24 protein-coding genes are annotated in these 26,478 nt (G+C 70.0%); 11 read left to right on the top strand and 13 right to left on the bottom strand.

Annotated elements, in window-relative coordinates:
- The first annotated feature begins 1 nt into the window (after position 1).
- The gene (locus ABWO84_RS06025; RefSeq protein ID WP_353113564.1) at positions 2-487 is read left to right on the top strand and encodes a DUF3093 family protein; all 486 of its coding nucleotides are present in this window, start codon (positions 2-4) and stop codon (positions 485-487) included.
- Positions 488-530: 43 nt separating this feature from the next.
- Here the strand turns inward: ABWO84_RS06025 and ABWO84_RS06020 are convergent, their stop codons facing one another.
- The gene (locus ABWO84_RS06020) at positions 531-824 is read right to left on the bottom strand and encodes a DUF4193 domain-containing protein (RefSeq protein WP_353113562.1); all 294 of its coding nucleotides are present in this window, start codon (positions 822-824) and stop codon (positions 531-533) included.
- 197 nt (positions 825-1,021) lie between these two features.
- Here ABWO84_RS06020 and sepH point away from each other — a divergent pair, with 197 nt between their 5' ends.
- The gene (sepH, locus tag ABWO84_RS06015; RefSeq protein WP_353113560.1) at positions 1,022-2,128 is read left to right on the top strand and encodes a septation protein SepH; all 1,107 of its coding nucleotides are present in this window, start codon (positions 1,022-1,024) and stop codon (positions 2,126-2,128) included.
- 14 nt (positions 2,129-2,142) lie between these two features.
- Here the strand turns inward: sepH and ABWO84_RS06010 are convergent, their stop codons facing one another.
- Positions 2,143-3,270 (bottom strand): alkaline phosphatase family protein, encoded by a 1,128-nt coding sequence (locus ABWO84_RS06010; RefSeq protein ID WP_353113558.1) that lies wholly within the window; start codon positions 3,268-3,270, stop codon positions 2,143-2,145.
- Between the two features lie 102 nt (positions 3,271-3,372).
- Between ABWO84_RS06010 and ABWO84_RS06005 the strand changes: the two genes are divergently transcribed.
- On the top strand, positions 3,373-5,811 hold the full coding sequence (locus ABWO84_RS06005; RefSeq protein ID WP_353113556.1) for a DNA gyrase/topoisomerase IV subunit A: 2,439 nt from the start codon (positions 3,373-3,375) through the stop codon (positions 5,809-5,811).
- Positions 5,812-5,911: 100 nt separating this feature from the next.
- Here ABWO84_RS06005 and ABWO84_RS06000 read toward each other — a convergent pair whose 3' ends face one another.
- On the bottom strand, positions 5,912-8,017 hold the full coding sequence (locus ABWO84_RS06000) for a DNA gyrase/topoisomerase IV subunit B (protein WP_353113554.1): 2,106 nt from the start codon (positions 8,015-8,017) through the stop codon (positions 5,912-5,914).
- Between the two features lie 193 nt (positions 8,018-8,210).
- On the opposite strand from ABWO84_RS06000, the gene ABWO84_RS05995 reads away from it, so the two are divergent.
- Positions 8,211-8,429 carry a DUF7455 domain-containing protein gene (locus ABWO84_RS05995; protein ID WP_353113552.1) on the top strand — a complete coding sequence of 73 codons (219 nt, stop codon included), beginning with the start codon at positions 8,211-8,213 and terminating at the stop codon, positions 8,427-8,429.
- Between the two features lie 49 nt (positions 8,430-8,478).
- Here the strand turns inward: ABWO84_RS05995 and ABWO84_RS05990 are convergent, their stop codons facing one another.
- The 6 genes from ABWO84_RS05990 to ABWO84_RS05965 form a co-directional block, all read right to left on the bottom strand.
- Positions 8,479-9,510 (bottom strand): alanine racemase, encoded by a 1,032-nt coding sequence (locus ABWO84_RS05990; RefSeq protein ID WP_353113550.1) that lies wholly within the window; start codon positions 9,508-9,510, stop codon positions 8,479-8,481.
- On the bottom strand, positions 9,507-10,196 hold the full coding sequence (locus ABWO84_RS05985) for an alanine racemase C-terminal domain-containing protein (protein ID WP_353113548.1): 690 nt from the start codon (positions 10,194-10,196) through the stop codon (positions 9,507-9,509). Before ABWO84_RS05985 ends, ABWO84_RS05990 begins: the two co-directional genes overlap by 4 nt.
- Before the next feature lie 53 nt (positions 10,197-10,249).
- Positions 10,250-11,002 (bottom strand): glutamine amidotransferase, encoded by a 753-nt coding sequence (locus ABWO84_RS05980; RefSeq protein WP_353113546.1) that lies wholly within the window; start codon positions 11,000-11,002, stop codon positions 10,250-10,252.
- Positions 10,999-12,315, bottom strand: a complete 1,317-nt coding sequence (locus ABWO84_RS05975) for a MurT ligase domain-containing protein (protein WP_353113544.1) — start codon at positions 12,313-12,315, stop codon at positions 10,999-11,001. Before ABWO84_RS05975 ends, ABWO84_RS05980 begins: the two co-directional genes overlap by 4 nt.
- The gene (locus ABWO84_RS05970) at positions 12,315-13,553 is read right to left on the bottom strand and encodes an RNA polymerase sigma factor (protein WP_353113542.1); all 1,239 of its coding nucleotides are present in this window, start codon (positions 13,551-13,553) and stop codon (positions 12,315-12,317) included. Before ABWO84_RS05970 ends, ABWO84_RS05975 begins: the two co-directional genes overlap by 1 nt.
- Positions 13,554-13,713: 160 nt before the next feature.
- Positions 13,714-14,646 (bottom strand): proteasome assembly chaperone family protein, encoded by a 933-nt coding sequence (locus ABWO84_RS05965; RefSeq protein WP_353113540.1) that lies wholly within the window; start codon positions 14,644-14,646, stop codon positions 13,714-13,716.
- A gap of 116 nt (positions 14,647-14,762) precedes the next feature.
- Between ABWO84_RS05965 and ABWO84_RS05960 the strand changes: the two genes are divergently transcribed.
- The 3 genes from ABWO84_RS05960 (at position 14,763) to sucB (ending at position 19,398) form a co-directional block, all read left to right on the top strand.
- A complete protein-coding gene (locus ABWO84_RS05960; protein WP_353113538.1) occupies positions 14,763-16,235 on the top strand; it encodes a leucyl aminopeptidase in 1,473 nt (490 codons plus the stop codon).
- Positions 16,235-17,608, top strand: coding sequence for a dihydrolipoyl dehydrogenase (gene lpdA, locus ABWO84_RS05955; protein ID WP_353113536.1), 1,374 nt, complete (start codon positions 16,235-16,237; stop codon positions 17,606-17,608). The genes ABWO84_RS05960 and lpdA overlap by 1 nt, the downstream gene beginning before the upstream one ends.
- A gap of 95 nt (positions 17,609-17,703) precedes the next feature.
- Positions 17,704-19,398, top strand: coding sequence for a 2-oxoglutarate dehydrogenase, E2 component, dihydrolipoamide succinyltransferase (gene sucB / locus ABWO84_RS05950; RefSeq protein WP_353113534.1), 1,695 nt, complete (start codon positions 17,704-17,706; stop codon positions 19,396-19,398).
- Between the two features lie 8 nt (positions 19,399-19,406).
- Here the strand turns inward: sucB and ABWO84_RS05945 are convergent, their stop codons facing one another.
- Positions 19,407-20,894: a hypothetical protein gene (locus ABWO84_RS05945; RefSeq protein ID WP_353113532.1), complete on the bottom strand. Its 1,488-nt coding sequence runs from the start codon at positions 20,892-20,894 to the stop codon at positions 19,407-19,409.
- Positions 20,895-21,032: 138 nt separating this feature from the next.
- On the opposite strand from ABWO84_RS05945, the gene ABWO84_RS05940 reads away from it, so the two are divergent.
- Positions 21,033-21,743, top strand: coding sequence for a DUF4191 family protein (locus tag ABWO84_RS05940; protein WP_353113530.1), 711 nt, complete (start codon positions 21,033-21,035; stop codon positions 21,741-21,743).
- A 54-nt stretch (positions 21,744-21,797) separates the two neighbouring features.
- Here ABWO84_RS05940 and ABWO84_RS05935 read toward each other — a convergent pair whose 3' ends face one another.
- Entirely contained in the window at positions 21,798-22,985 is a 1,188-nt protein-coding gene (locus tag ABWO84_RS05935) for a RimK family alpha-L-glutamate ligase (RefSeq protein WP_353113528.1), read from the bottom strand.
- A 29-nt stretch (positions 22,986-23,014) separates the two neighbouring features.
- Here ABWO84_RS05935 and ABWO84_RS05930 point away from each other — a divergent pair, with 29 nt between their 5' ends.
- Positions 23,015-23,494, top strand: coding sequence for an ATP-dependent zinc protease family protein (locus ABWO84_RS05930; RefSeq protein ID WP_353113526.1), 480 nt, complete (start codon positions 23,015-23,017; stop codon positions 23,492-23,494).
- 5 nt (positions 23,495-23,499) lie between these two features.
- Here ABWO84_RS05930 and ABWO84_RS05925 read toward each other — a convergent pair whose 3' ends face one another.
- Positions 23,500-23,928, bottom strand: coding sequence for an RDD family protein (locus ABWO84_RS05925; RefSeq protein WP_353113524.1), 429 nt, complete (start codon positions 23,926-23,928; stop codon positions 23,500-23,502).
- A gap of 121 nt (positions 23,929-24,049) precedes the next feature.
- On the opposite strand from ABWO84_RS05925, the gene glnA reads away from it, so the two are divergent.
- On the top strand, positions 24,050-25,474 hold the full coding sequence (gene glnA / locus ABWO84_RS05920) for a type I glutamate--ammonia ligase (protein WP_353113522.1): 1,425 nt from the start codon (positions 24,050-24,052) through the stop codon (positions 25,472-25,474).
- Positions 25,475-25,542: 68 nt separating this feature from the next.
- Here glnA and ABWO84_RS05915 read toward each other — a convergent pair whose 3' ends face one another.
- Positions 25,543-26,058 (bottom strand): hypothetical protein, encoded by a 516-nt coding sequence (locus ABWO84_RS05915; protein WP_353113520.1) that lies wholly within the window; start codon positions 26,056-26,058, stop codon positions 25,543-25,545.
- 227 nt (positions 26,059-26,285) lie between these two features.
- Here ABWO84_RS05915 and ABWO84_RS05910 point away from each other — a divergent pair, with 227 nt between their 5' ends.
- On the top strand, positions 26,286-26,477 hold the full coding sequence (locus ABWO84_RS05910) for a hypothetical protein (protein WP_353113518.1): 192 nt from the start codon (positions 26,286-26,288) through the stop codon (positions 26,475-26,477).
- The last annotated feature ends 1 nt before the right edge of the window (position 26,478 follow it).

Raw genomic sequence — 26,478 nt, 5'->3', positions numbered from 1 at the left:
AATGCAGAACTCCACCCCCGACACACGTCCCCAGTACCGGGAGCGGCTCACGCCGAGCCTGTGGATGCTGGTGACCATCGCGCTCGCCGGACCGATGGTCACGCTGGTGTTCGTCCCGATCGGCTCGACGCTCGCGCTCTTCATCGGCGGCGGCGTGTCCCTCGTCCTCGTCGCGGCCGCGGTGCTGCTGTCCCCGGTCATCCGCGTCGACGGCACCACCGTGCGCGTCGGGCGCGCGCACATCGACGCCCGCTGGCTCGGAGATGCCGCCCAGCTCGCGGGCGACGAGGCCAGGAACGCGCGGGGCCCCGGACTCCCCCGCGACGGCTGGCACCTGATCCGCGGCGGTGTGGACGGAGTGGTGGTCGTGCCGCTCACCGACCCGGACGACCCCCATCCGAGCTGGACGGTGTCGTCACGCACCCCCGACCGGCTCGCCGCGGCGATCCGTCGCGCACGGGAGACAGCAGAACGCGCCCCGATCTGACGATCGGGGCGCGAGGTCGCGGTGCGACGGCGGGATCAGAGGATCAGGCCGCGCACTCCTTGCAGATCGGCCCCGAGGCGTCCTCGTGGTCGAGCTGCGAACGGTGCTTCACGAGGAAGCAGCTCATACAGGTGAACTCGTCCTGCTGAGCGGGGAGGACGACGACGTCGAGCTCGACGTCGGACAGGTCTGCGCCGGGCAGTTCGAACCCGGTGGGGTTGTCCGCGTCTTCGACATCGCCGGAGCCGGATCGGGTGTCCGGAACGCGCTCCTTCAGGGCCTCGATCGACTCGGAGTCGTCTTCGCTCTTGCGGGGGGCGTCGTAGTCCGTTGCCATGCGGGATATCTCTACTTTCAGACTGCTGTTCGGGCTGGCCGTCGGGTGTCGGCGGCCCATAGTTTGCACGACCGCGGCTGATTTCGCAAATACCGCGACCTGCGCGTGGGAAAACTCACGGCGCGCCCAGGGTATTCCCGGGTCTTATGAGACCCCCGTGACACCATGAACGCACACCCATCCTGAGGGGCATTCGCATGGAAAACGTCACAATCGTCGGCACTGAGGCGGGCGTCCTCGTGCTCGCCACCGAATCGGGCGAGCGGTTCGCTCTGCCCATCGACGACGTCCTGCACCGCGAGATCCGCCGTGCGACCCGCGACGCGGACGCCGCACCCGCACGCCTCGCCGCCAGCCCGCGCGACATCCAGGCGCAGATCCGCGCCGGCCTGTCCGCGCAGGAGGTCGCCGACCTGCTCGGCGTGACCGTCGAGGACGTCAGCCGCTTCGAGGGCCCCGTCCTCGCCGAGCGCGAGCACATCGTGGGGCAGGCTCTCGCCGTCCCCGTGCTGATCGGGAGCGAGGTCGAGCCCGATGCGCAGCCCACTTTCGGCACCGCGGTGCGCGAGAAGCTCGCCGATCTGCAGGCAGCGGATGAGCGCTGGGCCAGCTGGAAGGAAGAGTCCGGCTGGATCGTGAAGCTGGAGTTCACCGCGAACGAGGTCGAGCACGACGCCCGCTGGAGCTTCGACCCGCGGCGCAGCGCCCTCTCCCCGATCAACACGGATGCGACTCAGCTCTCGCGGCAGGGCTCACTGCCCGAAGGACTCATCCCCCGGCTGCGCGCCGTCGAGGCCGAGAAGGTCTCCCCCTACAAAGACGACTCCCGCTTCGACTCCGGCGCTTTCGGGCCGCGCCTGCTGCCCGTCCCCGAGCAGGCCGAGGAGTCTCAGGAGGAAGCGCAGGAGGAGCGGGAGCGCGGAAGCGCCGCCGTCCAGGACGCCGCCGCCCGGCACGCGCCGAATCAGTCCACGACGAGCAGCGAGACCGCCGATCTGCTCGAGGCCCTTCGGCGTCGACGCGGACAGCGCGAGAGCGCTCCCCTCTTCGAGGACGATGTCGACGCCCCCGCACCCGAAGAGCGCCGCCCGGCCGAGGATCGCCGTGAGGATCCGGACGCCGGCCTGATCTCCCTGTTCCAGGATCTGGACGACGAGGCCGAGGAGCCGTCCGCTCCCGCGCCCGTCGAGCCTGCGGCGCGCCCTTCGGAGGACTCCTCCTCGGATCAGGCAGGACGGCGACGCCGCCGCAACGCGATGCCCTCGTGGGATGAGATCGTGTTCGGAGCGCGCACCGACGAGTGACCCCGGCGTCGGCTTCAGCGCGCGTAGGCGCCGAGCCTCAGGAGGGGCACCTGGCGTTCTTCCGGTGTGAGCGCGCCGTGCTGTCCGACCATGGATCGCCCGCGCTGATCCTCGGCGGCACCGTCGTAGAGGGCGCGGTTGCCGCGGGCGATGACCAGCAGGTCGCCGATGCGCCCCGCGGCCGCGTCCGTCACGACGTCGCCGAAGGCTCCGGCGGCGATCGCCTGTTCCCGGGTCGCGACCTCGGCGATCCCCTCCAGATCGACGCGCCAGCGTGCGAGGACCCGCTCGTGATCCGCGTCGGGCTCCAGATAGACGTGCAGCATCCGGGGCTCGCCCCCGATGTGCCGTACGCCCTCGTGCCAGCCGTCCCCCTCATCGAGGACGATCTGACGGTGTGGGGGCACGTCGACCATCCCGTGGTCCGCGGTCACGAGCACCCCCACGCCCGGCGGCAGGCGGCGCGACAGCGCCGCGTCCACGTCTTCCAGCGCGGCGACCCACTCCGCGGAGTCGATGCCGTGTTTGTGCCCGGCCTTGTCGACCTCGGGGATGTAGCAGTACACCAGCGACCCCTCGGAGGCCGCGGCCAGCTCGACCGCCAGGTCGACCCGGTCGGCGGGCGTCGCACCGGAGTGGAACCGCGCGCCGCGGAGCGTCGCCCTCGTCAGGCCGCTGTCGGCGTACTCGGCGATCGCGACGGCGTGCGCAGGGCGCCCGGCTGCGGTCGCCTGCTCGAACACCGTCGGCTGCGGCTGCCAGGCGGCGGGGTCGATCGCGGGGTCGTCGAGCTCCGTGAGCTGGTTGACCAGGACGTCGCGACGGGGATCGAGGACGCGGTAGCCCACCATCCCGTGGCGGCCGGGCAGGGCCCCGGTGAGGATCGAGGTGAGCGCGGCCGACGTCGTCGTGGGGAAAACGGACACCGCGACATCGCGCTTGGCCATCGCTCCGGCGAGCGTCCGCGCATGCCCGGCATGCGCCCGCAGCGGAATCGCGCCGAGCCCGTCCACCACCACGAGCACCGCCGACCGCACGGCGGGGAGGACGTCCGACGAGGAGCGGAGCGAGGCGAGCAGGTCGGGCGCAACCCCGGCGATGCTCCGCGTCGTGGCGGGTACGGCCGGTAGCATGAATGACATCGTCGCCAGTCTTCCACAGGCGCCTTCCCCGACAGGCATCCGGTGGCACGACGGCCCGCCGCCGACATCCGTCGGCACACCCGATCCGTTCCCAGGAAGCACATGGCCCGCACCACTCCTCCCGAACCGGTCGACGAGCGCATCCAGGACATCGATCTCTCGCAGGAGATGCAGGGCTCGTTCCTGGAGTACGCGTACTCGGTGATCTACGCCCGCGCCCTCCCGGACGCGCGGGACGGCATGAAGCCCGTCCAGCGGCGCATCCTCTACCAGATGGCCGAGATGGGCCTCCGTCCCGACCGAGGGCACGTGAAGAGCGCCCGCGTCGTCGGCGAGGTGATGGGAAAGCTCCACCCCCACGGCGATTCGGCGATCTACGACGCCCTCGTCCGCCTGGCGCAGGACTTCTCCCTGCGCGTCCCCCTGGTGGACGGACACGGCAACTTCGGATCCCTGGACGACGGGCCCGCGGCCTCCCGGTACACCGAGGCGCGCCTGGCTGCCTCGGCGCTCGCGATGACCGAGAGCCTCGACGAGGACGTCGTCGACTTCGTGCCGAACTACGACGGCCAGTTCCAGCAGCCCGCCGTGCTCCCGGCCGCGTTCCCGAACCTGCTCGTCAACGGCGCGAGCGGCATCGCGGTCGGCATGGCGACGAACATGGCGCCGCACAACCTCATCGAGGTCGTCGCGGCGGCGACCCATCTGCTCGAGAACCCCGAGGCCACCACCGAGGACCTGATGGAGTTCGTGCCGGGGCCGGACTTCCCCTCCGGCGGCGTGCTCATGGGACTCGACGGCGTGAAGGACGCCTACCTCGCCGGGCGGGGCGCGTTCAAGGTGCGCGCGAAGACCTCCATCGAGTCACTCGGTCCGCGCCGGACCGGCATCGTCGTCACCGAGCTCCCCTACCAGGTGGGCCCCGAGCGGGTGATCGAGAAGCTCAAGGACGCCGTCGGCGCCAAGAAGCTCCAGGGCATCAGCGATGTGCAGGACCTCACCGACCGGAAGAACGGGCTGCGTCTCGTCATCACGGTCAAGACCGGCTTCGACCCCGCCGCCGTGCTCGACCAGCTCTTCCGGTTCACTCCGCTCGAGGACTCGTTCTCGATCAACAACGTCGCGCTCGTCGACGGGCAGCCCCGCACGCTCGGGCTCAAAGAACTGCTGCAGGTCTACGTCGGTCACCGTATCGAGGTCGTGACCCGCCGCAGTGAGTACCGCCTGGCCCGGCGCAACGAGCGGCTCCACCTCGTGCGCGGTCTCCTGCTGGCGATCCTCGACATCGACGAGGTGATCCAGGTCATCCGCACCTCCGACGACGCCGAGACCGCGCGCACCCGCCTCCAGCAGGTCTTCGAGCTCGACGAGGTACAGGCCGAGTACATTCTCGAGCTCCGTCTGCGCCGACTGACGAAGTTCTCCCGGATCGAGCTCGAGGCCGAGCGCGACAAGCTCCTCGCCGAGATCGCGGAGCTGGAGCGTCTGCTCGGGGACCCCGCGCTCGTGCGCGCTCAGGTCGCGCAGGAGCTCGACGCGGTCGCCGAGCAGTTCGGCACCCCCCGTCGCACCCTGCTGCTGAACGCCGCACCGCCGAAGCAGCGCTCCGCGAAGAGCGCCGCAGAGCTCCAGATCGCGGATGCGCCGACCACCCTGCTGCTCTCGACGACCGGGCGCGCCGTGCGCGTCGACGTCGAGCCGGACGCCGAGATCCCCACTCCGGCGCGGCGCAGCAAGCACGACGCGATCCTCTCCTCGCTGCGAACGACCACGCGCTCCGAAGTCGGCGCCGTCACCAGCCGCGGGAGGGTGGTCCGTTTCACGCCGATGGACATCCCGGCCGTTCCGCCCGCTTCGGTCGGCCTCGGCGCCGGCGTGCGCATCGCGGACTACCTCGGCATCACCGACCGCTCGGAGCGCGTGCTCGCGTTCCTGCGGTTCGATGACGACACCCCTCTCGCCCTCGGCACCAAGGACGGCGTCGTCAAGCGCATCGTCCCGTCGGGTCTCGCCGTGCGGCCCGAGCTGGAGGTCATCGGCCTCAAGCCCAAGGACGCCGTCATCGGCGCCGCCGCGGCGCCGGACGGCGCCGAGCTCGTGTTCATCACCTCCGACGCGCAGCTGCTGCACTTCGCCGCGTCCCAGGTCCGCCCGCAGGGTGCTCCCGCCGGGGGCATGGCGGGGATCAAGCTCAGCACCGGTGCCGAGGCGATCGCGTTCTCGGTCGTCGACTCCCCGGAGGACGCCGTCGTGGTGACCGTGTCCGGCGCGGACACGGTGCTCGCCGGCACCGACAACGGGCGCGCCAAGGTCTCCGTTTTCGCGGAGTTCCCGGGCAAGGGCCGTGCGACCGGCGGTGTGCGCGCGCACGCGTTCCTGAAGGGCGAGGATCGGCTACGGCTCGCCTGGGCAGGCGTCGACCCTCGGGCGCTCGGACCCGACGGCGCGGCGCGCCAGCTTCCGGAACCCGGCGCGAAGCGCGACGCCTCCGGTCAGCCTCTCGACGCGGTGGTCGGATCGGTCGGACGCGCGATCGGCTGATCCTGCGTCCGACCGGCGACGACGTCGTCGAGCGGCTCCCTCTCCGGCCCGGTGCCGCCCCGACGATGGTCACGTGCGGACCGGGTCGTCGAACGCGTGGTCAGGCGTCGATCGACTCGCGGCTCAGCCGATCGCCGGACGTCATGATGAACTCGCGGCGCGGCGCCACGTCGTTGCCCATGAGCAGCTCGAACGTGCGCACCGCCGCGTCGGCCGACTCCGCATCGGCGATCGTCACACGGCGCAGAAGCCGTCCGCTCTTGTCCATCGTCGTGGTCGCGAGCTGGTCCGCGTCCATCTCCCCCAGCCCCTTGTACCGCTGGATCGGGTCCTGCCAGCGCTTGCCAGCCTTCTGCAGCTTGGCCAGCAACGTGTGCAGCTCGGCCTCGGAGTAGGTGTAGATCGTCTCGTTGGGCTTCGACCCCGGGTTCATCACGATCACGCGGTGGAGCGGAGGGACGGCCGCGAAGACGCGTCCGGCTTCCACGAGCGGTCGCATGTAGCGGAAGAAGAGCGTCAACAGCAGCGTGCGGATGTGCGCGCCGTCGACGTCCGCGTCGCTCATCAGGATGACCTTGCCGTAGCGCGCGGTCTCCAGGTCGAAAGTGCGCCCCGATCCCGCGCCGATGGTCGTGATGATGGCCGCGCACTCGACGTTGCCGAGCATGTCGCCGATCGACGCCTTCTGCACGTTGAGGATCTTGCCGCGGATCGGGAGCAGCGCCTGGAACTCGCTGTTGCGCGCGTGCCGGGCCGTGCCCAGCGCGGAGTCACCCTCGACGATGAAGAGCTCGGACTGGGCGACGTCGTTCGATCGGCAGTCCACCAGCTTGGCGGGCAGCGACGACGACTCGAGCGCGGTCTTCCGGCGCTGGGTCTCCTTGTGCGCCCGGGCCGAGACGCGTGCCTTCATCTCCGCGACGATCTTGTCGAGCAGCATCGAGGCCTGGCTCTTGTCGTCGCGCTTGGTCGACGAGAAGCGTGCAGCGAGCTCCTTGCGCACGACCTGGGCGACGATCGTCCGCACCGCGGGCGTGCCGAGCACCTCCTTGGTCTGACCCTCGAACTGCGGCTCGGGCACCGTGACGGTCAGCACGGCGGTGAGACCGGCGAGCACGTCGTCCTTCTCCAGCTTGTCGTTGCCGACCTTCAGACGGCGGGCGTTCTGCTCCACCTGCCCGCGCAGCGTCTTCAGCAGCTCCTGCTCGAAACCCTGCTGATGCGTTCCGCCCTTGGGCGTCGCGATGATGTTCACGAAGGAGCGGGTGACCGTATCGTAGCCGGTGCCCCATCGCAGGGCGATGTCGACGGTGCACTCGCGGTGCACCTCGGTGGCCTTCATCGACCCGTCGGCCTGGAGCACGGGCACCGTCTCGGTGAAGCCTCCGGTGCCCTGCAGACGCCAGGTGTCGGTCACCGGGGCATCCGCGGCGAGGAAATCGACGAACTCCGCGATTCCGCCCTCGTAGAGGTAGGAGGTCTCCGTCTCCGCCGCTTCCGCTCCCTCGCCGGCGGCGCGCTCATCGCGGATCACGATCTCGAGCCCCGGGACCAGGAAGGCCGTCTGCCGTGCGCGCGTCTCGAGGTCACCGAGCTGGAACGCCGCGTCCTTGGTGAAGATCTGCCGGTCGGCCCAGTACCGCACACGCGTGCCGGTGACGCCCTTTGCGACCTTGCCGATCACCCGCAGCTCGCTCTTGCTCTCGAACGGGGTGAACGGCGCGGTCGGGCTCGGCGCGCCCTCGTCGGCGAAGACACCGGGCTCGCCGCGGTGGAAGGACATCGCATAGGTCTTACCGTCGCGATCGACCTCGACGTCGAGACGCTCGGACAGTGCATTGACCACCGAAGCGCCGACGCCGTGCAGACCGCCGGAGGCCGCGTAGGAGCCGCCACCGAACTTCCCGCCCGCATGCAGCTTCGTGTAGACGACCTCGACGCCGGTCAGTCCGGTGCGCGGCTCGACGTCGACCGGAACGCCGCGTCCGCGATCGCGCACCTCGACACTGCCGTCGGAGTGGAGGAGCACCTCGATGCGCGCACCGTTGCCCGCCACCGCCTCGTCGACGGAGTTGTCGATGATCTCCCAGAGGCAGTGCATCAGTCCCGGCGAACCGTTCGAGCCGATGTACATGCCGGGGCGCTTGCGAACCGCCTCCAGGCCCTCGAGAACCTGCAGGTGGTGGGCGGAGTACTCGGCGGTCACAATCCTCGATTCTATTCGTGTGTCACCCCCGGATACCGGCGACACTCCTGGAAACACGCGGCGGAAGCGCCCTCTGGCGCCACCGGCGTACGCGCTGAGCGAAACACGCCGGAATCCGGGCATGCCCTCAGGCAGGGCGTGGTTGTATTGAACACATTCCGCAGAGCACATCGACCGCTGAGGAGGCACCGAGATGAACGCTACGACCGAACGTGAGACGTCCACCGTCGAGTACCGCCTGACCGCCATGGACCGGTGCGACTCCTGTGGCGCTCAGGCCTACATCGCGGCCGAGGTGAACGGCTCTGAGCTGCTGTTCTGCGCCCACCACGGACGCAAGTACGAAGAGAAGCTGCGTGCCATCGCCACCAGCTGGCACGACGAGACCGCGCGCCTCGCCGACGCGGTCTGATCCGCAGCGGCTCTCCACGCCTCTCCGTCTCCGGACGGGGAGGCGCCTTTCATTCCCCGACGACGCGCCGTACGCGGGGCGAGAGCCGAGTGACGATCTCCTCGCCGACGGTGCCGATCCGTTCGGCGAGGGCCGTGGCGTCCTGCTCCCCCTGACCGCCCGCGCCGAAGAGCCATACGTCGTCGCCGACGCGGGCATCGGGCCAGGACCCGACCACGCTCGTGGTCGCGCCGATCGAACGCAGCGGACGCGCGCCCGCCGGCGTGCCGACCTCCGCCCCGGCGATCGTGGAAGGCAGACCGTCGAACCCGCCGATCCCGATGGTGACCTCGTCCCCGTCGACCGCTCTCACCGATGCCCGCAGCCCGGCCACCGGAGCCGTGCCGGGGATATCGGGGCCGCCGGCCGAGCGGATGCCGTAGCAGAAGGCGCCGATCCGGCAGAGCGATCCGCGCAGTTCGGGGCGCCACCAGGACGCCGCCGAGGCGGTGAGGTGCTCGACTTCCGGTGACGAACCCGCCGCGCGCACCGCGTCACCGGCGGAGCGGAACTCCGCGGCCGCCTCGTCGTCCTCGGCGTCGCTCGCCTCCGCGAGATGGCTCCAGACGCCCACCACCTCGAGAAGCCCCCGATGCTCCGCTGCTCTCGCTTCGGCGACGAAGGCCTCCCAGTCCTCGGGGCGCACGCCGTTGCGGTGCAACCCCGTGTCGATCTTCAGGTGCACCCGTGCCCTGCGCTGCAGGCGGCCCGCCTGCGCGATCACCCTCCGCAGATAGGGCGCCGTGCCGATGCCGAGGTCGATGCCCGCGAGGAGGGCGGTCTCGATCTCGTCGTCCTCGGAGGTCGCCCAGGCGAACACCCGGGCGGTGCCGCGGAGGGCGCGGATGCGCAGCGCCGTGCCCACGTCGTAGCCGCCGAACCAGGCGACGCCGTCCGCGGCCTCAACGGTCCAGTCCAGACCGTGCCCGTAGGCATCGTCCTTCATGACGAGCATCAGCGCACTCGGCGCGATCCGCTCGGCGCAGGCGGCGATGTTCGCACGGAACACCGACCGCGACATCTCCAGCACGGGCGCGGTCACTCCGTCCACCTCCGCTCGGTCTTCGCACCGACCACCGCGATCAGCTCGCCCGTCGTCAACCCCGTCGCCGCTGTCCAGGTGCCGAGCAGTTCACGAGCCGGCCCCGCACCTCCGAAGTACGTCGCCTCGGAACCGCTTTCGACGTCCTCTCCCCCGAGGTCCGCGACGCACACGTCCATCGCGACCCGGCCCACGATGGGACGCAGCCTGTCGCCGATCTCGACGTGCCCCCGGTTCCCGAGCGCGCGTACGATCCCCTGCGCGTAGCCACCGGTCACGAGGGCGACCGTCGTATCGGCCTCGGCTCGGTGGGTGTATCCGTATGACACGGCGTCGCCGGCCCGGAGCCGCTTGGTCGACATCACCGTGCCGTACAGCCGCATCGCCGGGAGCCCGCCGGAACCCGGGAGCCCGTAGAGCAGCAGCGGATCGAGGTCGGCTTCACCGTCGACCTGCGCCGGGAGCCCCGCGGCGGTGCACCGAGCGAGGTCGTCCTCGTCGACCAGGAGGGAGGCCGCCCCGGAGGCGACCATCTCGCGGCCGACGGGCAGCAGACCATGCCCCCACGCGTCGCCGCGGAGGTCGGCGACCCGGCCGCCGGCCTCGACGGCGCGGCGTGCTCCCGCACGCAGGGCGCCGAGGGAGACCTCTGTGCGCGGGACACTGCTGCGAAGACTGTCTGGCACGCCTTCCACCCTAGGTGCATCACGCTGAGCGGCCGCTCCGGGCCAATCGGATCTCACAGCTGGATGGTCTTGAAGCCCTTGTCGTGGATGATCCGCTCGATCGTCGCGCGCGCCTCGCCGGCGTACTCGTCGATGCGCCCCGCGGGAGCGACGGGCAGCTCGAAGCCGCGTCGCTGCGCCACCGCGGCGAGCAGGACATCGCTCAGTGCGGGGTTCAGCGGCAGCACGGGCCCCTGCACGTTGCCGGCGATGGCGTTCCCGCGGCGCACGTACTCGCCGCGCTGCGCGCCCCTGTCGTAGCTTCCGCGTCCGACGACCACGGTGCCGTAGGCGGCGTCGCCCTCGCTCAGCGTCCACTCGGAGGCATGGTCCTCGAATCCGACCACGCGCACGTCGGGGGTGTCCACGATGACATAGCCCACGCGCCGGTCCCGGGTACGGGCGACGCGATAGGGCAGGATGCCGAGACCGGCGACACGATCGCCCTCGACGAGGTCGATGCCCTCGCCCAGCAGCTCGGCCGACCCGCCCATCGCGAAGAGCGCGCCGCCATCGGAGACGAACTGCTCGAGCCAGCCTGCGCGCGCGGCGAGGTCCTCATGGACGCCGCGGAGCGCGGAGAGCGGACCGTTGCCGATCACGACGAGATCGGCGTCATCCGTGACGGCGTCGCCGATCCCGGCGCGCGTGATCCGTGCATCGATCCCGCGAGCCTGCAGGCGCGCCTCCAGAGCGCGCACGTTGCCGCGGTCGCCGGTCACGCCGAGCTCGACGGGGTACAGCTGGACGATGTTGACCCGCGTCATCGGCGCGCCACCTCCTGATCGCCGTGGCCGAGGATGCGACGGCCGATCATCATGAGCTCGTAGTTGACGAACCAGGTCTGGCGGCCCGACGAGGTCTCGTCGAAGGATCGCATGATCGCGACGGCCTTCTCCATGTCCGGTTCGACGGTGCCGATCTCGACCCCGGCGTGCTCGAGGGCGAGGGCGAGCTGATAGGCCTTCTCGCCGGTCACCACATCGATGCGGGGCAGCGCCTGGAAATCGACGTCATAGAGCCAGGACACGTCCGGCGTGCCCTCGTCGATCGCGATCAGCGCCCGCTCGGGAGCGCTCTCGAGGGCGTCCAGGTTCATCTGCAGGCTCGGCCCGTTCTTGAACATCACGAACTCGACCTGTTCGCCTGCGGGGTCCCTTCGCAGAGGGATGACCTCCCCGCGCCCGTAGGCCGGAGCCATCTTCGCGAAGCCGGCTTCCGCGTCCGGGATCCGGAACTCGTCGCCGAGCACTCGTGCAGCGACCGTGAGCGCCGCCGCCGCGTCCGCGGCGTAGTGCAGCCCGCGAGCCGGCAGGGCCACCCGGACCTCGGCTCCGTCGACGTTCACGACGATCTGCCGCCCGGAGACCTCCCGCACCTCCGCGAAAGCGCCGCGGTCGACGGTCCCCGCCGTGCCGCTCCGTGTGTCTGTCGCATTGGCGAGGCCGTGCGCCGAGGCGGCCACGATCTCCTCCGCCACGCCGAAGAAGGAGACCGGGGCGCGCATCGCGCTCTCGTCGATCTTCGACAGGTAGGGGTCGTCGCGGTTCACCACGACGTGCCCGGAGGCCCTGGTCGAAGCCTCCAACATCATGTCGGCCACGCGCTCGGTCTCGTAGAAGCGGTACAGCTGATCGACCTGAACGTTGAGCGACAGGATCACCGACGGCGAGAGCCTGTCGGCGAGATCGGCGGCGAAGCCCTCATCGATCTCGAGCACGGCGACGTCCGCCCGGATGCGGCCGGTGAGGGTCGCATCGGCCAGCAGCGCACTCGTCACGCCCTGCGGGAGGTTCGCGCCGGTCGGATTGGTGAACACGCGCAGGCCGTGCGCGCGCAGCACCTCACTGATCATGTGCGTCGTGGTCGTCTTGCCGTTCGAGCCGAGCACGAAGACCACGCCGTAGCGGAACTGCCCCGCGAGGGTCGGGAGGAGCGTCGGCGCCATCCGGTTGGTGAGGTAGCCCGGGAACGCCGAGCCGCCGCCGCGCAGACGGGTCGCGAAACGCGCGAGCTTCCCCGCCAGCACCGGCACGATGTACCGGGGACCCGCCGACCGCGCCTGAGGTGCGGCCGCCATCATTCGAGGTAGTCCCGCAGCGACTGCGAACGACTCGGGTGGCGCAGCTTCGCCATCGTCTTCGACTCGATCTGGCGGATGCGCTCACGCGTCACGCCGAAGGTGTCTCCGATCTGGTCGAGGGTCTTCGGCTGTCCGTCGCCGAGTCCGAAGCGCATACGGATCACGCCCGCCTCGCGCTCGGAGAGCGAGTCGAGCAGCTGCTCCAGCTGACGCTGCAGCATCGTGAAGCCCACCGCATCGGCCGGGACGACCGCCTCGGTGTCCTCGATCAGGTCGCCGAACTCGCTGTCGCCGTCCTCGCCGAGAGGGGTGTGCAGGGAGATCGGCTCGCGGCCGTACTTCTGCACCTCGATGACCTTCTCGGGGGTCATGTCGAGCTCGCGGCTCAGCTCCTCGGGAGTGGGCTCGCGGCCCAGATCCTGCAGCATCTGGCGCTGCACGCGGGCGAGCTTGTTGATGACCTCGACCATGTGCACCGGGATGCGGATCGTGCGGGCCTGGTCGGCCATGGCACGGGTGATCGCCTGACGGATCCACCAGGTGGCGTAGGTCGAGAACTTGAAGCCCTTGGTGTAGTCGAACTTCTCGACAGCGCGGATCAGACCGAGGTTGCCCTCCTGGATCAGGTCCAGGAACTGCATGCCGCGCCCGGTGTAGCGCTTGGCGAGGCTGACGACCAGACGCAGGTTCGCGCCCAGCAGGTGACTCTTGGCACGCTGCCCGTCACGGGCGACCCACTGCAGGTCGAGGCCGAGCTGGCTGGACTTCTCGGCGGCCGACATCGTCGACAGCTTCTCCTCGGCGAAGAGACCCGCCTCGATGCGCATCGCGAGCTCGACCTCTTCGGCCGCGTTCAGCAGCGCGACCTTGCCGATCTGCTTCAGGTAGTCCTTGACCGGGTCGGCGGTGGCGCCGGTGATCTGCGTGGAGTAGACGGGGACGTCGTCCTCCTCGCTGGAGGAGATGACGATCGCGCCGGTCGGCAGCGGCTCGGTGAACTCCGGCTTCTTGGCGCCGTCCTCGTCGTCGCCCTCATCGGCGACGTCCTCTGCGGCCTCTTCGGGGGCCTCGGGCTCCTCGTCGGACTTCTTGGCCCTCTTGGCAGGGGCCTTCTTGGCGGGAGCCTTCTTTACAGGCGCCTTCTTGGCGGCCGCGCCGGCGGCCTCGACCACGGCGTCCTCCGCCTCGGTCTCGGTGTTCTTCGTCCGCGGGTTCTTGGTCGTGGCTTGAGTCACGTTTCGCCTTTCACGGGGCGGTGCGCGCGCCCCGGTCCATTTCGGACACTAGTAAGACCCTTGTCAAGTCCGAACGCGATTAACGACGGTTGACAACGGGTCGAGCATCCATTATCACACACGAAGCGGGGTGCGGACGCCGTTCGCCGTGATCCACCCGTCATCCCTGCTTGGGATCGTCCTCACCGGACGGCCGCGAGGCCAGGTAACGCTCCAGCTCGGCCGCGATCTCGTCGGCGCTCGGGAGGTCCCGCTCGTCGAAGCCGCCCTCGTCGGCATCCTCGGGGTCGCGGCCTGCCATGTAGGCGTCGTACCGCCGCTCAAGAGTGTGAACCATCTGGGTGAGCTCGTCATTCCCCTCGACCTGCTCATCCACGCGGGCCGTGTACTCCTCGCGGCGCTCCTGGACGTCGTCCATGCGCAGCACCAGTCCCGTCGCGGTCATCAGCCGGTCCGCGGCGACGAGGACGGCGTCGGGGAACTCCGTGTCGGCGAGGTAATGCGGGACGAGCAGGACGAAGCCCGCCACCCGGCTTCCGTGCTGCGCGAAGCGGTACTCGAGGAGATGCCCCGCCGTCGACGGCACCTGGGTGCGCGGGCGCCACACGGAGTGGGCCACGATCAGGTCGCGGCGGTTGCCGCTGACCGTCGTCCCGATCGGCCGGGTGTGCGGCACGGGCATGGCGATCGAATGGACCCAGGAGACGCCGGACACCTCGTACTCCGTGGCGAGGTCCAGCACCGCGTCGCTGAAGGCGTTCCACGCGAAGTCGGGCTCATAGCCGGAGAGCAGGAGGAAGGCCTGTCCGAGAGCGTCGTGCGCCAGGGAGAGCTCGAGCCGGGCCGGACGGAACTCCGTGAGGTGATCCTGATCGAAGGAGATCACCGGACGGCGGGCACGGTAGTCGAGCAGCACGTCATTGTCGAAGACCACGACCGGCTCGGGCGAGACCGTCGCCTCGAGGTGCTCGATGAGACCGGACACGGCGTTGCCCGCATCGGTGAAGCCCGTCAGCAGGATCACCAGCGGAAGCCCGCTCGGCACGACGGGACCGTTCGCGATGCGCTCGTGGACGTTTCCGGTGAAGGCCATGCCTCCATGCTACGAGGCACCGGGGCCGCGGAGGCCGCGCGCGGAAAGCTCAGAGCGAACACGCGGCCGCCGCCCCGCGGACGCCGACGGACCGGCGGCGCTCCTAGGATGGAGGCATGACGCTACCCGCGCTCTCGCACACGACAGAATCGTTCCCCGGTAGCGCTGCAGACGCCGCAGTGCTCGTCATCCCCGATCCGGCCACCGCCCCGGAGGCGCTCCAGGCCTATCCCGGCCTCGCAGACGCGCTCGACGGCGTCGGCTATCGAGCGAAGCGCTCCTCCTTCCTCCGCGTGCACCTTCCCGCCCTGACCGCGCTTCCGTTCGCCGTCGTCAGCGCCGGCGCCGACCCCACCGCCGAGTCCGTGCGCGACGCGGTCGCGAGCGCGATCCGCTCCTTCACCGGCGTCGGCACCGTCGCCGTCGGCTTCGCGCCCGGTGCCGACGCCCATGCGGCCGCCGCGGCCGAGGGTGCGCTGCTCGGCGGCTACCGCTTCGACGACTACCGCCGCGATCGCGGCCCCTCGAAAGCGGGCGCGATCGTGCTCCACGCCGAGATCGGTGAGGATGACGTGTGTCGCGCGCAGGCCGTCGCCGAGGCGGTCGCGCTGGTCAAGGACCTCGTCTCCGTCCCCGCGGAGTGGCAGAGCCCCGCACAGCTCGCGGACAGCGCCGTCGAGGCGGTCGACGGGCTCGACGTCTCCGTCGAGGTCCTCGACGAGGACGCCCTCGCCGCGCAGGGGTTCGGCGGCATCCTCGGCGTCGGACGCGGCTCCGACCGCCCGCCCCGCCTGGTGCGGCTGGACTACTCCCCCGCCGGCGCCCGGAAGCACATCGCCCTCGTGGGCAAGGGCATCACCTTCGACACGGGCGGCCTCTCCCTCAAGCCGCCGGCCGGCATGGTCGGCATGAAGTTCGACATGGCGGGCGCGGCGACCATCCTCGCCGTGCTGCGCGCCGTCGCGTCGCTGAGGCTCCCGGTGCGGATGACCGCATGGATGTGCATCGCGGACAACATGCCGTCCGGCCGGGCGACCCGCCCCGGCGACGTGCTGCGGATGCTCGACGGGCAGACCGTCGAGGTGCTCAACACCGATGCCGAGGGGCGGCTCGTCCTCGCCGACGGACTCGTCGCCGCGAGCCGCGAGCACCCCGACGTCATCATCGACGTCGCGACGCTCACCGGCGCGATCATCGTCTCCCTCGGCATGCGCCACACCGGGGTCATGGGCGAGGACGATGCGGTGGCGCGCTATCTCACCGCCGCTGAGAGCGCAGACGAGCCCGCATGGCCGCTGCCGCTCCCCGAGTACATGGAGGAGTCGCTCGACTCCCCCATCGCCGACATGGTCAACGCGAACATGGGCGACCGCTCCGGCGGGTCGCTGTTCGCCGGGCTGTTCCTGCAGCGATTCATCGGCCGCGTCTCCGATGAGGACGGCGCCCCGCGGATCCCGTGGGTGCACCTCGACATCGCGGGATCCAGCGAGCACAAGGGCTCGCCCTACGGTTTCACCGAGAAGGGCCCCACCGGGGCCACCGTCCGATCGCTGATCGCGTTCGCCGAGTCATCCGTCGAGGAGGCCTGATGACCACCCATGAGTTCGATGTCGTCATCCTGGGAGGTGGCAGCGGCGGATACGCCGCCGCTCTCCGAGCCAGTGAGCTGGGCAAGAAGGTCGCCCTGATCGAGAAGGACAAGGTCGGCGGCACCTGCCTGCACCGCGGCTGCATCCCGACCAAGGCGCTGCTGCACGCCGCCGAGGTCGCCGATCACATCCGCGACTCCTCCTCCGTCGGCGTCACCGCCTCACTGGAGGGGATCGACGCGGCGGGTGTGAAGAGCTACCGCGAAGGCATCGTCGCGAAGAAGTTCAAGGGGCTCGAGGGTCTCATCAAGGCGCGCGGGATCACCGTCGTGGCCGGGGAGGGGCGTCTCGACCCGGACCGCTCGGTGCGCGTCGGCGATGACCGCTACGTGGGCGCCGACGTCGTCCTGGCGACCGGCTCCTACAGCCGCTCGCTCCCGGGGCTGGAGATCGGCGGACGCATCCTCGCCAGCGAGCAGGCGCTCGCACTCGAAGAGGTCCCGGAGAAGGTCCTCATCCTCGGCGGAGGCGTCATCGGCGTGGAGTTCGCGAGCGTGTGGCGTTCGTTCGGTGCCGAGGTCACCATCATCGAAGCCCTCCCGCATCTCGCTCCGAACGAGGACATCGCGCTCAGCAAGGGTCTGGAGCGTGCCTTCCGCCGCCGGGGCATCGCGTACAACCTCGGCGTGCGCTTCCAGTCCGCCGAGCAGACCGAGAGCTCGGTCACCGTCACCCTCGAGGACGGCAAGACCTTCGATGCCGACTACCTCCTCGTGGCCGTCGGACGCGGCCCCGCCACCGCGGGACTCGGGTTCGAGGAGGCAGGCGTGACGGTCGATCGCGGCTTCGTGATCGTCGACGAGCAGCTGCGCACCGGCGTTCCCGGCCTCTGGGCCGTCGGCGACATCGTCCCGGGCCTGCAGCTCGCGCACCGCGGCTTCCTCCAGGGCATCGCCGCGGCCGAGCGCATCGCGGGTCTCTCCCCGGCTCCCGTCCCCGAATCGCAGATCCCGCGCGTCACCTACTGCAGCCCCGAGGTCGCCTCCGTCGGCGTCACCGAGGAGGCCGCGATCGCCGAGCACGGCGCCGACCAGGTGGTCTCGTACGAGTACAACCTCGCCGGCAACGGCAAGAGCGAGATCATCGGCACCGGAGGACTCGTGAAGGTCGTCCGGCAGAAGGACGGGCCCGTCCTCGGCGTCCACCTCCTCGGTGACCGGGTCGGCGAGCTCATCACCGAGGGGCAGCTCGCGGTCGCCTGGGAGGCGCACCCCGAGGACATCGCCCCGCTCATCCACGCGCACCCGACGCAGAGCGAAGCACTCGGCGAGGCCTTCCTCGCTCTCGCGGGCAAGCCGCTGCACGCTTTGTGAAAGCTTTTTCGCGCATCGTGGAAATGCTTTCTGACGGTGCGCGTTTCAGGCCCCTAAACTAGAAGAATCACGAACTTTCCTAAGGAGACTCCGACATGAGCACACCCGTGGTCCTCCCCGCTCTCGGTGAGAGCGTCACAGAGGGTACGGTAACCCGCTGGCTCAAGCAGGTCGGCGAGACCGTCCAGGCAGATGAGGGCCTGCTCGAGATCTCGACCGACAAGGTCGACACCGAGATCCCCGCGCCGGTCAGCGGCGTGCTCGAGGAGATCCTCGTGGCCGAGGACGAGACCGTCGAGGTCGGCGCCCTGCTCGGCCGCATCGGCGACGGCTCCGGTGCCGGTGCCCCTGCCGAGGCCGCACCGGCCGCCGAGCCCGCTCCCGCCGCGGAGGCGCCTGCTCCGGCTCCGGCCGAGGCCCCCGTTGCCGAGGCCCCCGCTCCTGCTGCCGCCCCGGGCGGCGACAGCACCGACGTCGTGCTCCCCGAGCTCGGCGAGAGCGTGACCGAGGGAACCGTGACGCGCTGGCTCAAGCAGGTCGGGGACAACGTCGAGGTCGACGAGGCGCTCCTCGAGATCTCGACCGACAAGGTCGACACCGAGATCCCCTCGCCGGTCGCCGGCGTGCTGCAGGAGATCGTCGCCGCCGAGGACGAGACCATCGCCGTCGGCGCCGTGCTCGCCCGTGTCGGCTCGGGCGCGGCCGCAGCCGCTCCGTCTGCACCTGCCGCAGCTCCGGCCCCGGCTGCGCCCGCCGCACCCACGGCTCCGGCGGCCCCTGCTCCCGCAGCTCCGGCCGCGACTCCGGCTCCGGCTGCTCCTGCTCCCGCAGCTCCGACCCCGGCTCCCGCCGCAGCCCCGGCGGCCGCTGCCGCACCGGCGTCCGACAGCCTCTACGTCACCCCGCTGGTCCGGCGCCTCGCCTCTCAGCAGGGCGTCGATCTCGCCTCAGTCCAGGGATCGGGCGTCGGCGGTCGCATCCGCAAGGAGGACGTCCTGAAGGCCGCGGAGTCGAAGGGCCAGGCCCCCGCGGCCGCCGCGGCTCCGGCGGCTCCCGCACCGCTCGAGGTGTCGCCGCTGCGCGGTACCACGCAGCCGATGTCGCGCCTGCGCAAGGTGCTCGCCGAGCGGGCCGTCGCATCGATGCAGCAGACGGCTCAGCTGACCACGGTGGTCGAGGTCGACGTCACGGCTCTGGCGAACTACCGTGACCAGGTCAAGGCCGAGTTCCAGCAGAAGACCGGCGACAAGCTGTCGTTCCTGCCGTTCTTCGCCCTGGCAGCCGCTGAGGCTCTCCAGGCCTTCCCGATCGTCAACGCGACGGTCGACGGAGACCAGATCGTCTACCCGGCGACGGAGAACCTCTCGATCGCGGTCGACACCGAGCGCGGACTGCTGACTCCGGTGCTGCGTGACGCGGCGGGCAAGAACATCGCCCAGATCGCGCACGAGATCGCCGATCTCGCCGCACGCACCCGCGACAACAAGCTGAAGCCCGACGAGCTCGCCGGCGGCACGTTCACGCTGACCAACACGGGTTCGCGTGGCGCGCTGTTCGACACCCCCGTGGTGTTCCTGCCGCAGTCGGCGATCCTCGGAACCGGCACGGTCGTCAAGCGTCCCGGCCTCGTGAAGGTCGACGGCGTCGACGCGATCGCGATCCGCTCGTACGTGTACCTCGCCCTCTCGTACGATCACCGCATCGTCGACGGCGCGGACGCCGCACGCTTCCTCGGTGCCGTCAAGGCCCGCCTCGAGTCCGCGCAGTTCGCCGCGCAGCTCGGAGCCTGACGCGCACCTCACGAACCTGGCTGGTCCGCGACGTCATACACGTCGCGGACCAGCCATTCGTCTTTCCGGCGGGCGAGCACGAGCAGTTGTTGCGCCCCTCCTCGCAGACCGCGCTTGATCACCGCGACATCTCCGTAGGACTCGACGAGCACCAGCGGTTCGGCATCCCCGGCGTCGCTCAACGCGGCTCGCACCTTCTCGTCCGCGTCAGGAGCGATCCCCGACGAGCAGGCCTGATCGTTCTCGCGGCGGCACGAGTCGATGCGCTCGATCAGCGTCTTCGCCGCGGCCACCGGATCGTCCACCGGTCCCCCTCCCCCGGCGCCCGTCGTGATGTCCTCGGTGTCTTCACGGACATTCGGCGCGACAGAGGCTGAAGGCCTCGGGGACGACGCGGCGGAGGCCGGGTCCGCGACCGCCGGAGACGCTCCATCGTCCGCCGGCCACAGTACGCCGCCGAGGAGCACCACGGCAGCTGCCGCCCCGCCGACCATCAGCAGCCGGCGCCGATGCGCGCCTTCCGGCCCCGGATGCTCCGGTCCCCTCCGGGTGTCGCCGGGGGTCCTCCGGGTGCGCCGCGGACGGTCTCCATTCGAGGCCGTCCGCCCGCGGAGGCCTGCGCTCGCCCCCGCCGTGGGCGCGGTCGCCGCTGTCGCCGTCCTCCCACGAAGGCTCGCTCTCCCCGCGATCGCCCTCCTCTCCGACATCGCCGGCCTTCTCCTGGAGGTCGCCATGCCCAGGATCGCCGACGCTCGAGCGCGTAGCGCGTCCGCCGCCCGTGCTGGCCGTCCTCCTCGATCGCCGGCGCCGTCGCGCCGCCGGGCGTCCGAGACCGCCCGCGATGCGGGACGCCTCGTCGAGACCGTCTCGACAGCCTCGGCGTGTGCCGGGTCACGGCGCAGAGGCCGGGGCGCCGCCAGCTCCAGCAGCGCAGCCTCCCAGCGCTCCAGGTGACGCCGCGCCGCGCGTGTGTCCTCCAGTCCGCGCACGATCTCAGAGAGGACGCGCCGGAGAGCCCGGTCCGGGGTTCCTTCGTCGAGGAGCGTCAGGAGCTCCGACGCCCCCGCGGCCGGCACCGCGCCTTCCCCGAAGGCGAAGACCGGCATGCCGGCATGGGTCAGCCACCACGCCCCGGGGCCCTCCTCCGCCCCGAGCTCCGCAAGCCCGCGGAGCAGGCTCCCCGCGAGGGTGACCGCCTCTCCGGCGGTCAGCGGCTCCTCCGCGGCCGCCCTCCTGCCCAGGTATGCGGTCACGCGCTCCTCGCACCACAGCAGCAGCACATCGAGACCGTCCGGCCTGCGCACCAGATCGAGCGGAGCCACGACGTGATCCGCCCCAGCGAAACGCCAGACGGCACCGCCCCGAAGCTCTGCCGCGTCCACGCTCACCCGCACCTCGTCTCCGTCCGCGACCAGGGAACCGCGGCAGGGGCCCGCACCGGAGTCGAGCATGCGGATCCGACGATGGGCTCCGGGGACGAGGGTCGAGTCGCTCATCTCCCCATACGACCTCATCGGGCCGATACCGATGGCACCGGATACCGTGATCTGTGGAGAGCAACTCAGTTCTTCGAGGTCGGGGCGGAGAGTGATCTCCGTACGCCGGCCACAGGAGGAATCGGTAGGCTGGACTCCATGGCAAAGAGTGCATCCGAACCCGAGAAGAGACCGGGGTTCTTCTCCCAGTTGAAGACCCTGTTCCGGTTCACGCGCGAGATCTTCCCCTGGCTGCCCTGGGCCCAGCTCGCCGCGATCGTCGCCGGCATCCTCGTCGGCCTCCTCATCGGCACTCTGACCTCCCCGGGCTCGATCCTCTCGATGGTGCTGTGGGGCATCACCGGTCTCATGCTCGGCCTGCTCGGTGCGATGATCCTCATGACGAGGCTCTCCACGTCTGCGATGTACCGCAAGATCGACGGCATGCCCGGTGCGACGGGGCACGTGATCAGCTCCAGTCTCGGCCGCAGGTGGCAGGCGTCCGACACCCCCGTCGGCATCAACCCCAAGACGCAGGAAGCCGTGTACCGGGCTGTCGGCCGCGGCGGCGTTGTCGTCATCGGAGAGGGTGCCCGCGGCCGTCTCACGCGCCTCGTGAACGAAGAGCGCACCAAGGTGCAGCGTGTGGCCAACGGCGTGCCGGTGACCGTGCTCTACGTCGGTCACGGTGATGACGACGTGCAGATCAAGGATCTCGCGAAGACCATCAAGAAGCTCCCGAAGGCCATCGACAAGGCCACGATGGCCGCGGTGATCCGTCGCATCGACTCCGTCTCGCAGTCGCTCTCCTCGCTGCCGATCCCGAAGGGCATCGACCCGACGAAGGTGCGCGCACCCCGTCCGCGCTGACCTCCCGGATGAAGAAGGGGCTCCCCCGCCATGGTGGGGAGCCCCTTCTCGGTTTCACTCTCCGAGTGGCTGCTTCGGCAGGCGACGCACCTTCGCCCTCCGGCGCGGGCGCTCCGGGATCATCGAGCGCATCTCGTCCAGCTTGCCGAAGCAGAGCAGACGGTCGCCGGCCTCGAGGACGACGTGCTTGCGGGGGTTGGGGATCACGCTGACGCCCCGGTGCAGGGTCAGCACGGTGATGTCGCGGTCCCACAGACCGAGATCACCGAGCTTCTTGCCGACCTGCTCGGCGCCGGCGTGCATCACCAGCTCCGCGACGCCGTACCCCGTGGAGACGCTGAGCCGCTGCCGGACGTCGATCTCGGGGAACGCCACCTGTCCGGCGATGTAGTCGATGATCGCCCCCGCGACGTCGAGTCCGGTCGCCGCCTCGATCCCCTGCAGCCCGGGCGAGGAGTTCACCTCCATGACGAGCGGACCGTCCTCGCCTTCCAGCATGTCCACGCCGGCCACCCGCAGGCCCATGATCTGGGCGGCGCGCACGGCCGTCTGCTCATAGACCGGGTCGAGGTTCACCGGCTCCACGGTCCCGCCGCGGTGCACGTTCGAGCGGAACTCGTCGCCGTTCGCCACACGACGCATCGCCGCGACCACCCGGTCGCCGACGACGAGCGCGCGGATGTCGCGCCCGCGGCTCTCGGCGATGAACTTCTGGATCAGGACGTTCTGCTTCGTCGAGTGCAGGGTCTCGATGATCGCCTCGGCGACCTTCACCTGCGGGGCGAGGATGACACCGATCCCCTGCGTCCCCTCGAGGAGCTTGATGACCACCGGCGCGCCGCCCACGCGCTCGATGGCCGGTCGCACATCGGCCCGGTAGCGCACGAAGGCGGTCGGCGGCATCGCGATCTGATGCCGGGACAGGATCTGGTTGGCGCGCAGCTTGTCGCGCGCGCTGGTGATGCCGTTCGCCGTGTTGGGCGTGTACACGTCCATCTGCTCGAACTGGCGGACCACCGCGGTGCCGAAGTACGTGATGGAATTGCCGATGCGCGGCAGGATCGCGTCGTAGTCGCTCAGCGGCTTGCCACGGTAGACGAGATCCGGTTCGTCCGATGTCAGATCGATGCCGAATCTCAGGGTGTTCAGCACCTTGACGTTGTGCCCGCGCTGCTGTGCGGCGGCGCGGAGGCGCTGAGTCGAATACGCCTGAGGGGCGCGCGAGAGGACGGCGATCTTCACGGGGGGTCGTTTCCTGCCAGGATGTAGGAATGGGTCGGACACCTCATTCAAACACGCTCACAGGCTGGCGTGAATGGGCTGGGCTCCCCGACCTCGGCGTCGAGTGGATCAAGGCCAAGATCGACACCGGCGCGCGCACCTCCTCGCTGCACGCGTTCGACATCGAGGAGTTCGAGCGCGACGGAGCGGACTGGGTGCGCTTCCGCGTCCGCCCCTGGCAGGAGAGCACGGCCGACACCGTGGTCGCCGAGTACCCGGTGCACGATCGACGCGCCGTGCGCAGCTCCTCCGGGCATGCCGCGACGCGGATCGTCGTGAAGCTGCGGATCCGACTCGTGGAGCGCGTCATCACGGTCGAGGTCACCCTCAGCAACCGCGATGAGATGGGCTTCCGCATGCTGATCGGCCGGGAGGCGCTGCGGCGCGGATTCGTCGTCGACCCGGCGAGGTCGTTCCTGGGCGGACGGGCTCCGAAGGAGACCCGGCGCCGCAATCGCGGACGGGACTGACCCGGTCAGACGCGGAGGAGCACCAATCCGGCGGCCTTGTCGTGCATGCCCCGCTGATCGGCGTCCCAGATCACCGCGGGGATCACGAACACGAGGAGCAGTGTCCGCACGATCGGACGCCACAGGCCGCTCCATCCGCCGCCGAGCCGCATCACCCGCATCCCCAGGATGCGGTGCCCGGGCGAACCTCCTGCGGTCGGGATGAAGAGGATGTTCAGGACCGCGAAGACCATCATGGGCGCGAACAGCCGCCATCCCGACTCCTGCGTCGACGCCCACGGGTCGTACTGGAGGAACCCGACGGCGATGATCGTTGCGGCGGCGTAGTCGATCGCCAGCGCCCCGATGCGGCGGCCCACCCTGGCGATGCTGCCGGGGCCGGTGGCGGGGAGGCCGAGACGCTCACCGGGGTACGAGTTCACAGCATCCGTCACCCCTCCAGCCTACCGAGCGTCTGTAACATGCCCGAAACACGGCGGACACGGCCGGGAAACGGCCTCCCCTTACGCTGGACATGCAGGTGAAGACCGCAAATCCCATTCTCAGGAGTCGTACATGTTCACAGAACCGTCCGAAGTGCTGCGCTACATCGAGGAGAACGACGTCAAGTTCCTCGACATCCGCTTCACCGACCTTCCGGGTGTCCAGCAGCACTTCAACATCCCCGCGTCGACGGTCGACGAGGACTTCTTCCGTGACGGTCAACTGTTCGACGGCTCCTCGATCCGCGGCTTCGCGAGCATCCACGAGTCGGACATGCAGCTGATCCCGGATGTGACGACCGCGTACGTCGATCCCTTCCGCGAGGCCAGCACGCTGGTGATGCTGTTCGACATCTACAACCCGCGCACCGGCGAGATCTACTCGAAGGACCCGCGTCAGGTCGCCAAGAAGGCCGAGAAGTACCTGACGTCGACGGGCATCGCCGACACCGCGTTCTTCGCCCCCGAGGCCGAGTTCTACATCTTCGACGACGTGCGCTACTCGGTCACCTCGGGTGAGAGCTTCTACAAGGTCGACTCCGAGGAGGCGGCCTGGAACTCCGGCCGAGAGGAGGAGGGCGGGAACCTCGCCAACAAGACCCCCTTCAAGGGCGGCTACTTCCCGGTCGCGCCGGTGGACAAGACCGCGGACCTGCGTGACGACATGACGCTCAAGCTCATCGAGTCGGGCTTCGTGCTGGAACGCTCACACCACGAGGTGGGGACCGCAGGTCAGCAGGAGATCAACTACCGCTTCGACACGATGGTCAGCGCGGCGGACGACATCCTGAAGTTCAAGTACATCATCAAGAACACCGCCGATCTGTGGGGCAAGACCGTCACGTTCATGCCGAAGCCGCTCTACGGCGACAACGGCTCGGGCATGCACACCCACCAGTCGCTGTGGCTCGAGGGCAAGCCGCTGTTCTACGACGAGGCCGGCTACGGCCAGCTCAGCGACATCGCGCGCTGGTACATCGGCGGGCTGCTCAAGCACGCGCATGCCGTGCTCGCCTTCACCAACCCGTCGCTGAACAGCTACCACCGCCTCGTCAAGCACTTCGAGGCGCCGGTCAACCTGGCCTACTCCGCGGGGAACCGCTCCGCCGCGATCCGTATCCCGCTGACCGGATCGAACCCGAAGGCCAAGCGCATCGAGTTCCGCGTGCCGGATGCCTCGGGCAACCCGTACCTCGCCTTCGCGGCGCAGCTGATGGCCGGCCTCGACGGCATCAAGAACCGCATCGAGCCGATGGAGCCGATCGACAAGGACCTCTACGAACTCCCGCCGGAGGAGGCGGCGAACATCCCGCAGGTGCCGAACTCCCTGCTGGACTCGCTCGAGGCGCTCCGCAACGACCACGACTTCCTCCTCGAGGGCGGCGTGTTCACCAAGGAGCTCATCGAGACCTGGATCGACTACAAGTACAACAACGAGATCCTGCCGATGGCGCAGCGCCCCCACCCCTACGAGTACGAGCTGTACTTCGGGGTCTGAGCGACACCGCGGAGATCGTGCAGAGAAACCCGCCCCGGCATCTCGCCGGGGCGGGTTTCTCTGCACGATCAGGAGGATGACACGGGCACCCCGCCTCCGGGCGCTCGCGCATCTCCGCGCCTGATCGCCAGGACGAGCACGACGACCCAGGAGACCACGGCGACGCCCGTCGACGCGTAGCAGAGCCCTCTCTCGAGCGATGAGGCCATCGGCACGCCCAGCGCTTGCTGCAGGAGCGACGGAAGCGATCCGCCATCGCCGCGCCCCGGCATCGTGAGGGTGAGCGCGATCCACGCACACCAGTGCAGGAGCAGCGGCCAGACCACCGGGGCCGGCGTCGTCGTATGGCCACGACGACGCAGCAGGAATCGCGGCAGCGCACCGAGCAGGCCTGCCGCGGGGATGAGCAGCGGAGAGACGACGACGAGGAAGATCGTCGTCCAGCCGCCGCCCGTTCCGAGGAATCCGTGTGCGGCGAAGAACAGCGGCAGGATCCAGCTCATCCACGGCCACAGCCGCCAGACGACGCCCTCGATACCGTGCGGCTGAGGTGCGCGCCGCAACGCGCCGGTCGGATCGCCCATGAGTTCCCCCTCGGCACCCAGCCTACCGGCCGAGCGCGTCGTTCTCCCGCCGTCCGGCCCCTTGTGCCGGGTGTCCGGAGGAGAGGTGACGCGGACGACCGGGGGCACAGTCGCCGCGCCAGATCCAGTATCACGACCGACGTCGGCGCTCCGGCCGCTGCCGCGCGCATCGCGGACACAAGGACCACCTGTCCAGACACCCGGTGCGCACCCTCTAGGCTCCGAGCATGCAGATCGAATACGTCGCATCCATGATGAGCGCCCTCTGGGTGACGGTCGCGATCCTCGCGGGCGGCTACGCGCGCACACGGAACAGATCGGCGTGGGCCTGGTTCCTGCTCGTGCTCGTCTTCGGCCCCATCGCGGCCTTCCTGCTCGTCGTCTGGCCCCCCGCGCGCGACCCGAGCGCGTCGGCGTGAG

It is taken from the genome of Microbacterium sp., from assembly GCF_040394595.1.
Lineage (GTDB): Bacteria > Actinomycetota > Actinomycetes > Actinomycetales > Microbacteriaceae > Microbacterium.
The sequence above is the reverse complement of the archived record's forward strand: the minus strand, read 5'-3'. Positions and strand labels throughout refer to the sequence as shown.

Coding starts and splice junctions, on each gene's coding strand:
- ABWO84_RS06025 (WP_353113564.1), top strand. CDS start 2: ATGCAGAACTCCACCCCCGACACACGTCCCCAGTACCGGGAGCGGCTC.
- ABWO84_RS06020 (WP_353113562.1), bottom strand. CDS start 824: ATGGCAACGGACTACGACGCCCCCCGCAAGAGCGAAGACGACTCCGAG.
- sepH (WP_353113560.1), top strand. CDS start 1,022: ATGGAAAACGTCACAATCGTCGGCACTGAGGCGGGCGTCCTCGTGCTC.
- ABWO84_RS06010 (WP_353113558.1), bottom strand. CDS start 3,270: ATGTCATTCATGCTACCGGCCGTACCCGCCACGACGCGGAGCATCGCC.
- ABWO84_RS06005 (WP_353113556.1), top strand. CDS start 3,373: ATGGCCCGCACCACTCCTCCCGAACCGGTCGACGAGCGCATCCAGGAC.
- ABWO84_RS05995 (WP_353113552.1), top strand. CDS start 8,211: ATGAACGCTACGACCGAACGTGAGACGTCCACCGTCGAGTACCGCCTG.
- ABWO84_RS05980 (WP_353113546.1), bottom strand. CDS start 11,002: ATGACGCGGGTCAACATCGTCCAGCTGTACCCCGTCGAGCTCGGCGTG.
- ABWO84_RS05975 (WP_353113544.1), bottom strand. CDS start 12,315: ATGGCGGCCGCACCTCAGGCGCGGTCGGCGGGTCCCCGGTACATCGTG.
- ABWO84_RS05965 (WP_353113540.1), bottom strand. CDS start 14,646: ATGGCCTTCACCGGAAACGTCCACGAGCGCATCGCGAACGGTCCCGTC.
- ABWO84_RS05960 (WP_353113538.1), top strand. CDS start 14,763: ATGACGCTACCCGCGCTCTCGCACACGACAGAATCGTTCCCCGGTAGC.
- lpdA (WP_353113536.1), top strand. CDS start 16,235: ATGACCACCCATGAGTTCGATGTCGTCATCCTGGGAGGTGGCAGCGGC.
- sucB (WP_353113534.1), top strand. CDS start 17,704: ATGAGCACACCCGTGGTCCTCCCCGCTCTCGGTGAGAGCGTCACAGAG.
- ABWO84_RS05945 (WP_353113532.1), bottom strand. CDS start 20,894: ATGAGCGACTCGACCCTCGTCCCCGGAGCCCATCGTCGGATCCGCATG.
- ABWO84_RS05940 (WP_353113530.1), top strand. CDS start 21,033: ATGGCAAAGAGTGCATCCGAACCCGAGAAGAGACCGGGGTTCTTCTCC.
- ABWO84_RS05930 (WP_353113526.1), top strand. CDS start 23,015: ATGGGTCGGACACCTCATTCAAACACGCTCACAGGCTGGCGTGAATGG.
- glnA (WP_353113522.1), top strand. CDS start 24,050: ATGTTCACAGAACCGTCCGAAGTGCTGCGCTACATCGAGGAGAACGAC.
- ABWO84_RS05915 (WP_353113520.1), bottom strand. CDS start 26,058: ATGGGCGATCCGACCGGCGCGTTGCGGCGCGCACCTCAGCCGCACGGT.
- ABWO84_RS05910 (WP_353113518.1), top strand. CDS start 26,286: ATGCAGATCGAATACGTCGCATCCATGATGAGCGCCCTCTGGGTGACG.